The sequence below is a fragment of the Saprospiraceae bacterium genome (assembly GCA_016713025.1).
GTDB lineage: Bacteria > Bacteroidota > Bacteroidia > Chitinophagales > Saprospiraceae > OLB9.
On sequence record JADJPZ010000003.1, the window covers coordinates 412,632 to 427,469 of the forward strand.

Sequence of the window (14,838 nt, forward strand, 5' to 3'; positions counted from 1 at the left end):
AAAAATATAATTATAAAATGAAAAAGTTAATAATCTTATTTATTTTGATAGTAAATTTTGGTTGCTCAGAATATGTGGATGATGCATTTCTCAATCCCAATGCAAGCACAACAGCTAAGCCTGAGACAGTCCTTCCATCTATTGAGGCCAATATAGCCAGAGGGTACCAATTTGACTCCAGATTTTTGGGCAGATATGTGCATTACTGGACAATCACTACCTCCGGCGGTACATGGGACAGGATGGGTTACGATCCGGGATCAGACAATGGTGGCGATAAGTGGAGAAGTCATTATTGGACATCCGGTATTAATGTATTGAATATGATTGCCGATGCAGAAAAAGAAGGTCAGCTGGATTTTGCTGGAGCAGGCCACGCCATCATGGCACATGGCTGGTTGACTTTGACAGATTACCATGGTGAAGTCATCCTAAACGAAGCCTTCAATACCAGTGCACTAACTTTCAAATTTGACCCTCAGGAACAAGTGTATCAAAAAGCCCTTGCTGAGTGCGATTTTGCCATTCAAAAACTGAATAAAGCCAAAGAAAAAGGAGCATCAGAATCCTTCAAAAAAGCAGACTTCTGGATGAACAAAGGCAATCTGGATCAATGGATAAAGTATACGAACGGTATCAGAGCAAAGGTGCTGCACAGATACTCCTTAAAATCATCCTACAAACCGGATGATGTCATAAAGGCAGTCGATGCTGCACTGGCTAATGAAAACGACGATGTGATGATCAATTTCGAAAATAATCCAATCAGCACTCTATCAGCTAACTTCTACGGACCAATCAGACAGAATTTACCGGCTTACAGAGCTAGTGATTTAATCATAAGGTATATGGATGGAACCGTATTTACAGGTGCAATAGATCCGCGGATGGCATATATCTTTAAACCGTCCACCGATAATAAATTTAGAGGAGTCAGAGTAGCATCAGGCGAAGCAACGAGTGTACCTGCAGCCCAGAAAACATTTAATTTTTATGGATTTGTGGCAACAGCATCTCCTGCAGCTGGTATAGATACTGCTTCCCGGACCTATTTTAAAAACAGATCACCTTTTCCTATTATGACTTATGCTGAGCTACAGTTTATCAAAGCAGAAGCTGCATTTTTGAAAGGAGACAAAGCTACAGCATTGGCCGCATACAAAAATGGAATCAGGGGTAATATGAATGCGCTGCTCAAACATTTTACAGGATACACAACAATGACCACAGCTCAGATTGAAGATTTCATCAATAAGGTGAGCCCAGCTAATTCATCAGACCTTACTCTAAGTACCATCATGATGCAAAAGTTCGTGGCCCTTTGGGGATACGGCTTTGAAGAAACGTGGGTAGACCTAAGAAGATATCAGTATAGTCCGGATATTTATGCTACTTTCCAATTTCCAACAACAATTTACCCTGACAATGGAGGATTGCCAGTACAAAGGGTAAGGCCTAGATACAATTCAGAATATTTATGGAATTTTACCGAATTGGGTTTAATTGGCGCTAATGATGCAAATTATCACACTAAACCTGTATGGTTTTCTCAAAAATAATAAAAACCTTAAACAATGAAAATTAAAATATCTAAAATATTATATAGTCTCTTTGCTTTCACATTATTGATATCCTGTGAAAAAAATCTTATTGATCAAAACCAGGAATGGCAATTTGCAAATGAAAATGCTTCGAATATTAAAATCATTAATACTTATTCACATGTTTTAAAGACTGCCACAACTACCCGTTTCTTAGGTTATTTAAATAATAACCTCATTATGGGCAATGGATTGGCAGCTCCGGGTGTATGGCCTGGTAGTACTTATGCGCAGGTAAATCCCGGTACTGGCAACATATTGTTATTGCAAGACAGAAAAGTGGCAGCAGTAGGTACTACACCTGCATCTATTGCGCCTCCGATAGCAGGTGATACAGCGATTCTAAAATCTGTAACCTTAGATGCGAAGAAGTACTATTCGATATTTATGGCAGGAGATAGTATTGCCAGAGATTTAGTCGTAGTGGAAGACAAGCTTGAAGCATTGGATACAGTTACTTATGCCCTGAGATTTACTAATTTAGTGGTGGCATCACCAGCCCAACCAGTAAGATTATTTTCGAGAAGAGAAGGAAAAGATATCTTTACCAATATTGACTATAAACAGGTGACAAATTTTGTAAAACTAAAGTATGATACCACCGTAGATACTTTGGATGTATTTTCTGGTACTACAAGGTTATATAGTATTAATGGCTCTCCAAAAGGTAGAGGTAAAATGTACACTGTTTATACACAAGGGAAGACGGGAGTTAGGACACCTACCGTGAATTGGTATACAAATAAGTAGAATATAAAAACGGGATGTTTTTTTTATAATTTTACAAATGATAAAGTGTAACATCTATATTCAGTAATTAAAGTATTCAAAAATGAAAACATTAATTAATTGTTTTATCTGGATATTTATACTCCTGAATTTAAACAGCCTTTTTGGGCAAGCTAGTAATAACAATAAACCAGTAATTTTATGGAATGACTCAGAGCTTTATAAAATGGCGATGGCATATAATCTTCAGGATAGTTTTTTTGAACTCAAATACAATTAAAGAAGGGTATACACTACTACGATTTTACCCAAAAGAGGAAGTTTTGAAATATTACAATCAAAAAGTAATAACTGATGAAAAAAAGAAGGAATCCTATAAATTTGATGAAGACTTTAAGCTTTTCAAAAGGGAAAGTAAAAATGTTCAGTCAACTTTAGAGTATATTAATCTTTTAAATAAATATCCAAACGTCAAGAAATTTATTATTGAATCCAATAATAAAACGTCGGGATATTAAAATATTGAAAGCAAATTAATTTCAGGAAAAGAAAGAATAAAAAGACTTAAATCAAATGGTGAAATAGTTTTATTAATTTTTGAAGAAACTGAAAAAGACATTGTCTTGCCAATTAAATAAATATTTTAAGATACTTTCTTTAGTGGGTAATATGTATGCTATCAATGATAGATACAAAAAAGCCGGAATCAAAATTTGATTCCGGCTTTTTTATTTTTACATTTTCAGCTTTCAATCTACTATCAAAAGTTTATGATGGAAAATGCGATCTTTGATCTGTATGACAAGGTTGTACATCCCTTTTTGCAATGACGAAGTATTCAATTCAAAGATCTGAACATCGCCAGTCATTTTTTCACTCATATCTGAAATGACCCTTTGTCCAGACATATTAAATAATTTCACTCTTACATTATCTTCAGTGTTGCCTTCGATTTGCAGATGTACTAAGTTGGTGGCCGGATTGGGTGATATACGAGTCTTGACATCGGTGTCACCTGTAACTTTGATAGCTATCTGATCACTCAATGTCTCCGTCCCGTCATAGTCCACTTGTCTGAGCCTGTAAATGTGTACCCCTGTAGGGGCAATGTCATGGTCTGTGTAGGAGTAGAGATTGGGTCTATTGATTCCCGATACTTTTCCTATGGCTTCAAAATCGCCATTGCCAATGCTTCTCTGAATCTCAAAATAATCATTGTTATATTCACTGAGTGTGGTCCATTGTAACTGATTTACATGCTGGCTTGCAAGATACTTTCCTGAAAAATCCACCAATTCAGCAGCAAGCGGGGCAGCAGGTCTCAGAAAACTTATAGGTATGTCTAAGCCAAGCAGACCTCCCTCATATAGGATTTGTAATTTAAGATTTTGGCTGAAGGACGTATGAGGTATGGTGGGATGAGTAAATTTGGCTACCAATTTATCGTGCGCCACGGCAAAAGCCGTATCTAATTTTCCGAATCTCGCCAAATCAAGTGTCCTATTGCTATCCGTAACTACCCTACCGATGCTGTCTACCACTCTGAATCCAAAACTTCGGGCATTGGAAGCAGTCAATGTAAATCTAGTTGAAGTGGAACCATCAGATAGCAAGTGCATCAATGGTATAGATTCATCAAAGTCCCTTATAGTATAGAATGGTATTTGAATCTCTTCATTATTGGAATTCAAACCGGCCTCAGATCCCACAAAAGAGCTCATAGCAGGCAACACCGTAATTGTTCTTTGACTTGAAGGATTATTTGTAGAGTTAATGATATTATAAACAGAGTTCACTCCACTACAATTTGCTTCAAATATTCTAACCCAAATGGTCGAATTTAAAGGAAGTCCGGTCACAGTGACATTATTGCCGGTGCCATTATATACTATTTGTTCGCCTGAACCGGAATAATGGCTATTGGGAGTCGGGTCTGAACCGTTATTAGGAAGGGTAAAACCATTTAATGTATTGATCTTGACTATTCTTCGTGTTCCGTTTCCATTTGTCCATTGAATTCTAAATTGCTGTGGACTTACATTTGAAAATGAAATATTGCTGGCCTGTAAAGAAGGAGCTACACAACCACCCGAAGTTGTAAATGCTGCTGATGTAGCATAGGAGGAAACTGAACCATTACAGTCCGTTCTGGCATAAACTCTAAGATAATAGGTAGTGCCGGACTGAAGATTATTTAAACTAAATGAAGTTAGTGCAGTATATCCTTGTGTCATACCATTTCCATAAGTTACTGAAGATGAAGTTCCAATCACCCAATAGTAAGTAACAGTAGGTGATCCGGCAGGAGAACCGCCAGACCAGTTTAGATTTGCCGATGTAGAACCAGTGACTGTCGCACTCACACCCACAGGTGTACCCGGTGTGACACACGATGGACCACCAGGCGTCGTAAATGCTGCCGATGTGGCATAGGAAGAAGATGAGCCATTACAGCTCGTATGGGCATACACTCTCTGATAGTAAGTTGTACCAGGAAGGAGACTGTTGACCCCAACCCAGGTGGAAGATGTATTTCCTTGTGCAACTGCTCCACTACTGTTGTAAGTGACCGAAGCACTCGTGCCCACCACCCAATAATAAGTGACATTTGGAGATCCCGCTGGTGAGCCCGCAAACCAATCCAGACTCGCAGAGGTCTGTCCGGTAGCTGTCGCAGTCACACCCACAGGTGTACCCGGTGTGACACACGATGGACCACCAGGCGTCGTAAATGATGCCGATGTGGCATAGGAAGAAGATGAGCCATTACAGCTCGTATGGGCATACACTCTCAGATAATAGGTCGTGCCTGGCAGTAAGGAATTCACTCCTACCCACGTCGATGTCGTAGATCCCTGAGCTGTACCACTACCCCAGGCAACTGATGGCGAGGTGCCCACCACCCAGTAATAGGTCACAGTAGATGATCCCGCTGGTGAGCCCGCAAACCAATCCAAACTCGCAGAGGTCGGTCCGGTAGCTGTCGCAGTCACACCCACAGGTGTACCAGGTGTGACACACGATGGACCACCAGGTGTCGTAAATGCTGCCGATGTGGCATAGGAAGAAGATGAGCCATTACAGCTCGTATGGGCATATACTCTTAGATAATAGGTCGTGCCCGGCAGTAAGGAATTCACTCCTACCCACGTCGATGTCGTAGATCCCTGAGCTGTACCACTACCCCAGGCAACTGATGGCGAGGTGCCCACCACCCAGTAATAGGTCACAGTAGATGATCCCGCTGGTGAGCCCGCAAACCAATCCAGACTCGCAGATGTCGGTCCGGTAGCTGTCGCAGTCACACCCACAGGTGTACCCGGTGTGACACACGATGGACCACCAGGCGTCGTAAATGCTGCCGATGTGGCATAGGAAGAAGATGAGCCATTACAGCTCGTATGGGCATACACTCTCAGATAATAGGTCGTGCCCGGTAGTAAGGAATTCACTCCTACCCACGTCGATGTCGTAGATCCCTGAGCTGTACCACTACCCCAGGCAACTGATGGCGAGGTGCCCACCACCCAATAATAGGTCACAGTAGATGATCCTGCTGGTGAGCCAGCGAACCAATCCAGACTCGCAGAGGTCGGTCCGGTAGCTGTCGCAGTCACACCCACAGGTGTACCCGGTGTGACACACGATGGTCCACCCGGTGTCGTAAATGGTGCCGATGTAGCATACGAGGAAGATGAGCCATTACAGCTCGTATGGGCATATACTCTCAGATAATAGGTCGTACCCGGTAGTAAGGAATTTACTCCTACCCACGTCGATGTCGTAGATCCCTGAGCTGTACCACTACCCCAGGCAACTGATGGCGAGGTGCCCACCACCCAATAATAGGTCACAGTAGATGATCCCGCTGGTGAGCCCGCAAACCAATCCAAACTCGCAGAGGTCGGTCCGGTAGCTGTCGCAGTCACACCCACAGGTGTACCAGGTGTGACACACGATGGACCACCAGGTGTCGTAAATGCTGCCGATGTGGCATAGGAAGAAGATGAGCCATTACAGCTGGTATGTGCATACACTCTTAGATAATAGGTTGTGCCCGGATACAATGAAATCACTCCTAACCATGTATCTGTAGTTGTACCATAAGCGATTCCATTCCCATAGGTTACATCAGGAGTAGTACCTATCACCCAGAAATATGTGATTTCAGGTGAACCGGCTGGTGAGCCTGGTGACCAGTCAAGAATTGCTTGATTGGGAGAAAACGCATTTCCTGTCGGATTTAATGGAGTTCCCGGAGTTATACACATATTGTCTACTGATTCCTTTTCAGCATCAAGGCGAACACTTGTATATCCTGGTAAAAATCCTAATAAAAGAATAAAAAGTAAAATCGGGTGTATTAAGTTTTTCATCGTAGGGATGTTTTTGTTTTGCAATTTTTTCAAAAACTTCCTTAAGAAGGTAGTATTTTTAAAATTACAAATTTTGAAGAATGAGATTTCAGTTGTAAAATTAAAAACTAAATCTCACTTTTGCATCCCTGGTATCTATATATTTTATTTTATAATATATTGATATATAGTGATTTATAACACTTATTTATAATATGAAAAAGGAAAATGGAGATCAAATCCCGTTACTAAAGCCATTGTTATGTTGTGGACTGATCAGTCAAAAGAAAAAGCAAAAATTTTAAATCTTTAAAATGCAATTGATCTAAAATTTTTGCTTTTATCTTAGCCAAAATCAAAATTTCTTAGTAGAATGATAGTTTTGAAGGATGATTTCTGACTCCAATATTCTACTCAATAATGATCATTTTGTTGGATTTTGATTCATTCTTGTACTTCAACGTATAACTAAATACACCAGATGGTAAGCTACTCTTTTTCAAAATCCATTCATTGTATCCCTTATTAAAATAAGTACTATTTTGATAAACGATCTTACCATTGACATCTCTTATTTCCAAATCTACTTTGTCGTCAGAATAAATATTAAAACCTATGACAGTTTGATCTTTCCATGGATTAGGAATATTTTGGAAGACTATAAAAGCGTTTTCATCATTTGGCAGGAGAGTTTTCTGTAATTTGATTGGTGCAATATGTAAGTCATCAAATAGATAGGCTTCATTTTTCCACATATTTGAAAGTAACTCAATTCTATTTGCATCATCTGCTATAAATCCAAATAATGGTTTACCGGAGTTGTCGTTGATTTTAATATTGGATAAACTCAGCCTAACTTTATTCCCTGTAATATGATACTCACTATCGTCAACAATCATTGAACCATCTATAAAGTTTAATTTTCCTTTATCCCCTACGTCAAATCCTAATTGCAATCCTTTAAGATATTGTATATCAGAAGAATAGAACCTGATCAACGATTGTCCACCTACTTCCAATGGTTGAATATCATAGTATAAAATGAATGGAAGTTGGCTTCTCGCTTCGGTAATAAAATTATTTGAGTTCGCACTGGCACTCGAATTAATATCACCAGTTTTTAAAGCTATAAAGTCAGCATTTACCACATCCTGTTTTGATTGTTCTATCATCAGGTGGTTAGGAAACAGCCATGGGTTATTTATATCAGTAAATCGGAAATTTTTAGGTACAAATATCCATGAAGATTGATTTGGGACAGTTTCCTGAATACCCAAAATCAATTTTCTTAATACTACCAAATCAGCAGAAGTAACCTTACTATCATTATTTACATCCGCGGCAAGTAACAAGTATGGATTTTTGATTTGATCCAATCCTAAAATATGTCGTTGAATTAAAATAAGATCTAGCGTTGATACTCCGTTGAGCCAATTCTTATCATATTCGGGTTGAATTTTGTATACTTGCCCTTCATGATTATTTAGAAAGCTAAATTTTCCACTTTGATCGGTATAAGTAACTGTATGAGGTAATTCACTTCTTTCCATTGAAGAATAGAGCTTGACATCTTCCATTCCATTACCTGACTCAGTATGTACTCTACCAGAAATCGAATTGGTCACCCCACTTAAATCAGGACATTGATTGGCATTGTCCTGAACACTCAGATTAGCAGCACATTGAGATTTGTTTCCTTCTTTGTCTGAAACCCATAGTGTAATAGGTATCAATACTGAAACTCCATTTGGGATATCTGAGCAATTGAAACGCTTCACACTATCTGCAATTACATTAGAGAAAGAAAAATTCAGAAAGTTTGCTTTACCACATGCATCAGTACTTCCATTGTTAAAATCTTTAGCTTTTAAAACAATGCCATCCTGGGTATTAGAAAGAGAAATAGCAAGATTCTTACAATAAGTCAATGGTGCTTTTTTACTGACAACATTGATCAGTTGATTGCACGTGCTCGCATTATTGCATGCATCCCTGACCGTCCATTTTACCATGAGGCGACCAATATTGGCATTTATAAGTTTATATTTTACTTGATTTCCATGTAAAGTAACTGTTCGGTCTATAGTTCCATCATCATTGATATCAATTTCAACATTCCAGGTCAAATTGTGATTCAATACACAACCACTATCTACGGCAGATGCAACAATATCTAAGGTATCTAAAGAACACCCTGAGTGTGTTATTTCCACATTCTGACACGCTTGAATGACCGGAGCTTTATTATCAGTAAATTTGATAGTCTGTGTATGAGTCCATTTTCCTTTATTTGGATCCAGCTCACGTTGACACCAATCTAAAACAGTCCAATGTTTTAAAACTTTGTAACATCCATCTTGGGTACTGCCGATGGTATCCACTTTTACAGTGACACCTAACTGATGACAAAGACGATCAGGTATAAAAGGAACGCTATTGTAATCGGTCTGCGTACAAAACAATGTTGTATCTAATGGCCATTTTATAGAAGTTTCATCAATCGATGAAATTGGTGTCATAATGATCTGTTGCTGACAACTATTCTGCGGACGGTCAGCTTCGTACCACCGTCTTGTCACATGACCGATGCCGCAACTATTTAAAGCTCGGATATCATCTTCAAATTTTAGCTGTGCCAAGTTACATGCTTGAGATACCTTAGGCTGACCAGTCAATCCAAGGTTTTTGTAATCCCGATCACAAGTCAGGGTGACAGGATCAGGACACTTAAATTCTGGTGCCAACTTGTAGTCCACAATAACTGAACTCATACATTCCGCATAATTGTCGCCTGGTGACCCAAACACACCATCTTTATCTGCATCATCCCAAACACGTAATACAACCATCACCGGACTAAGAGCAATGTCATCACAACACAAGTCAATGTGTTGCGAAGGCAAGGTATCTTTACTGCCGGCACATGAAGTGTTTCTCCTATAGATCTGGTAACCTATAGAAGTACAATTATCATAACTACCCCTGTCAAGAACCGAAGGCACCAGTCGGGCTTTTCCATCTGACGACAAAGAAACCCTGAGATTTCCGTTGCATATTGCTAATGGTGGTGTTTTGTCCAGGACGGTTATTTTAAATATACACAACGCACTATTGCGACATTGATCCATAGCTCTGATTTTTACGGTGTGTTCTCCAACGGTTAAATTTGTAAAAGCATAATTTTTGAAAACACCTGTGCCGGTACTTACCACAGTTCCTCCATTGACAGTAACTGAAATGCTTCTGATACTACCACAACCATCTTCGATCAATCCTGACAAAGCTGGTAATTTAAATTCACCAGTACAATTTTTATCACTTGTAGAAATCGTTACATCATCAAAACACCTTTTAAATACCGGTGGTTTTTTGTCATTAACTTTGATAAACTGAATGTGTCGCAACGGGTTTTTATTTAATTCCACAGGCCTGCATTCGTCTCTGATTATCCAATGTCTCAAAATTTCAAAACTGCTTTTGCAATTTGCATCTATTAACTTTTCATCCCAATATCCTATATTGAATTCACATAAATGATCTCCAAAAACATCTTTGCCACTGATTGTTGGATACCCTGTACTGTCTACACTTATGAGATCAGGATTTTTTGCTACGTCGTCACAATCATACGAGTCATCCAAAACATAATCAACTGGGAATCTTATTGAATCCAATGAAAATGGCAATACTACGATTTTTTGATTGCAGGTAACCTCATTATTATCTATATCCCGTATAGTCCAAATCCTGTCAATGACTGCCCTTGGATTGCCGCAATAATCATTTTCGTCATAGTCATCAACAAATGAAATTTGAATATTCGGTTCGCACGATTTTAAGATTGGAGCACCGGTAAACAAAGGATCATCACTCTCGTTACAATTGATAGTGATGTTTTTTGGACATTCTACCACCGGAATGTTTTTGGCTTCAACCTTGATGGTAGCCCAACAGCAATTTCCGTTACCACTACAATCCTGACATACTTTTGCAGTGATGATTTTACCAATATGATCTTTATTTAGTATATTAGTGAGATTGGCAGAAGACCCTATGACTTTGCCTGAAGCATCCATTAAGGTAACACAATAATCAGCCAAACACCCATAACTTGTTCCAGTCAATAATATTTCAGGGCCTATAACACTCTGACAATTTCCATCAAGTGACACGTTGATATTCGAATGGCAGGTCATTGAATTTGTGGAAGGAACAAAAGGTAGCACAGTTACTGTAAAATTACAAGTATCAGCATTGCCCGCTTTGTCATACACGATCAGCATCACACTATGGGTACCTTCTTTAAATCTTGTCCCTGCAGGTGGTGAATACACAAACCTTGTAATACCACAGTTGTCATTGGCTGTCAATACGGGATAAGGAATGCTTATTTCACATTGTGTCGGATTCAGAGCTGCAGTGAGGTTTTGGCAAGATGATGGATTAATTTCAGGTCTTTCGCTATCCTGAACCGTAACTTCAAAACTACATCTGGACACATTTCCTGCCTGATCGGTCAATGTATAAGTGATGACGGTAGTACCCACTTCAAAGTATTGGCTGGTCACCTGACCACCCAATCCCGCTAAAAGTCCGCTTCCTGGGACATTTATGCCATCCGAAGTAGTATAGTCCACCCGAATCGTACCCATACCACAGTTGTCAGCCAATCTGGGATGTTGCCACCTAAAATTAGCACCGCACCTTCCTGTTTCATTGGACAAAACAGTATCCTCCTGAGTGTAAGTTGCTGATCTTACAATTTGTAGTTGCCAATTGGTAAGTTGTCCCGAATGAGTACCGGTTGTAAATACTTCAAGTAACCAGGTTCCGTCAGACCTTTCACCAAAAAACTGTCTAAGAAGCTGTGAAGGTCTGAATGTGTTGTTTTGGCCAACCGGGGTAGTACATGCAACTGCTGAAATGGAAGTTGATGCTTCATCATCAAAATTTATATCAAAATTTGCTGCAGAGGGACAAACCCCTGACATAAGTGTTACTTCCTTACCTGCAGGACTCACTAATCTGAAGACCAAATCTCCAACATTTGGATAAGTGCCTTCAAGATTGATGATATTAATATCAGTGATTATATTATTTGGGCTCACCGGCACAGAAACAGCAGAAGCCGTGCAAAGTCCGGAAGTGATGTTCGCAGGCAATCCAGGAGCACTGTACGTTATGGTGTCTGAAGTAGAGCAATATGGAAATTCTGCATCTCTGACATTGACATTAACATTACATACAGCTATAGAAGGTGGTCTGCTCTGTAGTGACGTGGTGTCTCCATTGTCAGGCATGACCGGCAGTCCGGGATTAAACAAACCAAATGAGTGAGGATTGCAACCGTCTATTGTTCTGAAATCCTGACTATTGTCTGTATCACAAACCCTGTGTCTGTAGGCAGTACCTGCAGAGAGGGTTCCTGTCCATGAAAATGCGGTGGGCGAATATCCATTGGTTGCCACTCCATCGATCATGTTATCCATAAACCTGATCATATATCCAGAAGGGGAGTTTGCCGGAATATTGGTAAATAAATGTGTGTACACACCGCCTACCCTTAGTACCGTATCTTCAACGGTATAGATTTCAGGCGTTGTACCCAATCTTTCAACAGACAAACAAGCAATATTTACAGCTGCTGGTCCAAAATTGGTTATTTCAACACCGTTTCTAACTCCATCGTTGATCACTTCGGTGATAAGCAAGGTCGGCTGGTCTTTGGCAGTGTAACTGACAATATTATTTCCTACAGGAAACATAAATCCGCTGGCATCATTAAATCCACAGGATATGATTGTATTGTCTTTATCACGAATCGTATAAGATACTGTCACATTATTGCTGCAATTATCCTCTACTTTGGTGGGTTTGAGTCCATTCACTATGGCTCCACACCGCAATGGATCGTTATTCACGGTGACAGAAGGCGGGCAAGTCATGACCGGAGGTACATGAAAATCATTTACAATAACTTTCAAAGAACAAGTATCTGCGTTGCCACATCCATCTTTAGCTTCAAAGTACAGAATTGTAGTCCCAACGGGGAATAAACTTCCTGATTTGTAACCGGTATTATCAATTTGTCTGACTGTAACAACACTACAATTATCAGTTGCTGTCATAGGTGAAAAATTAGCGAAGGCACTACACCATCCCTCAGGAGCATCAACGATGATCGGTGGTCTCGGGCAATTGGTAAAAACAGGAGGAGATACATCACCCACTCCAAATCTATACCTTACGGAATCCACATTACCACAGATATCAGTAGCATAAAATTTAACAAAAACGAATCTTGCATTTCCGCATTGTGTCACACAATTGCTTGGATGATAATTATTACTCCAGGTAACTCCACCGCATACATCTGCAGCTTTAGCACCTGCATGATTGGTTAACCAGAAATCAAACTCCGGATAATTACCTGCTCCTGTACTGGCACAGTCACCGATATTGCTGTCAGCTCCAGGTGTGATCAATGGTGCAATAGTGTCAATGATAGCAAATTCAGCTTCTGCAGAAATGCTGTTGCCACACCGGTCAGTGGCTGTAAATTTGTAACGCCCATTTCCTGTAAGTCCGCATAAATCTGTTTCATTTATCAAGGTTCGGGAATAGGTTACAGGACCGCTGCAAACATCTGAAACCCTAAAACCTCCAAAATCGCCTAGCCATGTTGCCAGGACACCTGTATTGCCGCTTCCATTGCACTGTACCACTGTGTCACGAGGCAATTGTATCACCATCGGAGGCATGGTATCTCTGATTATAAATTTGGCGATTGTTTCAACTGAAGTATTATTGCAAGAATCTGTCGCCGTAAAAGCGTATCTGATTTCACGAGTCAAACCACAATTTAATATAGTATCAATACGACGATAATTCCAGGTTCTTACTCCGCTGCATCTGTCTGATGCTATAGCCCCACCATTGTTTTGAAGCCAGATGTTTAATTGTGAAATGTTGCCTGACCCATTACAGTTTACAATTGTATCTTTTGCCGGACTTTGAATAGAAGGAGGAGTGATATCCTCAACTACTACTGTTGCTCGTAATGAATCGACATTACCACAAGCATCCCTGCCATAAAAAGTAACCGTGGCGTTACCGGTATTTGCACTGCATCCATTGGATAATCGTGTAAAATTATTGCTGTAGGTAACTAATGAACAACTATCCGTAGCTAAACCACCTCCAACAGTATTGAGCCACGAAGTGATGCCTTCATTAGGATTGGAAGTACCGTCACATGTCAATCTCAGATTTTGAGGTGCAATGACCCACCTTGGCGCTATTGTGTCACGGATAGTAAATATTGCTGTTGTTGTATTTCTATTGCCACATATATCAGTAGCAGTAAACGTAACATTGACAGCACCTGTCGTTCCGCAAGGGCTGGAGATAGTCCCATAATCGTTGGTCCATGTCACGCCATTACAAGCATCAAGAGCAGAAGCAAAGCCATTATTATTGAGCCAGTTTAATATTTGAGAAGCATTGTTGGATCCGTCGCATTGTACCTGAAAATTAACTGCCGGATTCACTATCACAGGTCTTGTTGTATCTTGTATGATAAAGTTTGCTTCGGTATAATTGGTTTTGCCGCAAGCATCCATCACAGTAAATCTATAATGTTGTGTACCGGTTCTTCCACAATTTTGTGTTAGTCTCACCAGATTGTAACTCCAAGTCACAGGACCACTGCATATATCACTAGCGATAGCTCCACCATGTGCAGAAAGCCATCCTGAAAGTTGTGCATTATTTCCTGCACCATCACACTGAACAATACTATCTTTGGCAGGGACAGAAATCATCGGAATTGTATCATCCAAAATACTAAATGTTGCAAATGAAGGAAGTGATTCATTACCACAAGCGTCTGCTGATACGAATCGATAAGTATACACCCGTGTACCGCCACAATTATTTAAAGTGTGTATCAAAACAGGCGTTGTCCAAGTCAACGATGATAGTACACTACAAGTATCTCTGGCCAATGCTCCTGCCTGATGCCTCAACCAGGTGTTCAACTGGCTCAAATTGCCCGTTCCATCACATTGGGTCACCGTATCTCTCGGTGGTGATGTAATGATTGGTCTTTGTGTATCTATTATCGTGATTGTCCTCATGCATGTAGTCACACT

The 14,838-nt window shown here is 40.0% G+C and carries 5 protein-coding genes; 3 read left to right on the forward strand and 2 right to left on the reverse strand.

The annotated features are described in order from the left end of the window. The first annotated feature begins 17 nt into the window (after nucleotides 1-17). The 3 genes from IPK35_04735 (at nucleotide 18) to IPK35_04745 (ending at nucleotide 2,610) form a co-directional block, all read left to right on the forward strand. Entirely contained in the window at nucleotides 18-1,559 is a 1,542-nt protein-coding gene (locus IPK35_04735) for a SusD/RagB family nutrient-binding outer membrane lipoprotein (protein ID MBK8052592.1), read from the forward strand. A gap of 15 nt (nucleotides 1,560-1,574) precedes the next feature. Continuing rightward, on the forward strand, nucleotides 1,575-2,351 hold the full coding sequence (locus IPK35_04740) for a DUF4397 domain-containing protein (protein MBK8052593.1): 777 nt from the start codon (nucleotides 1,575-1,577) through the stop codon (nucleotides 2,349-2,351). Nucleotides 2,352-2,433: 82 nt separating this feature from the next. Beyond that, on the forward strand, nucleotides 2,434-2,610 hold the full coding sequence (locus tag IPK35_04745) for a hypothetical protein (GenBank protein MBK8052594.1): 177 nt from the start codon (nucleotides 2,434-2,436) through the stop codon (nucleotides 2,608-2,610). A gap of 469 nt (nucleotides 2,611-3,079) precedes the next feature. Here the strand turns inward: IPK35_04745 and IPK35_04750 are convergent, their stop codons facing one another. Further along, a complete protein-coding gene (locus tag IPK35_04750) occupies nucleotides 3,080-6,706 on the reverse strand; it encodes a fibronectin type III domain-containing protein (GenBank protein MBK8052595.1) in 3,627 nt (1,208 codons plus the stop codon). Between the two features lie 389 nt (nucleotides 6,707-7,095). Next, nucleotides 7,096-14,823 carry an HYR domain-containing protein gene (locus tag IPK35_04755; protein ID MBK8052596.1) on the reverse strand — a complete coding sequence of 2,576 codons (7,728 nt, stop codon included), beginning with the start codon at nucleotides 14,821-14,823 and terminating at the stop codon, nucleotides 7,096-7,098. Nucleotides 14,824-14,838 lie beyond the last annotated feature (15 nt).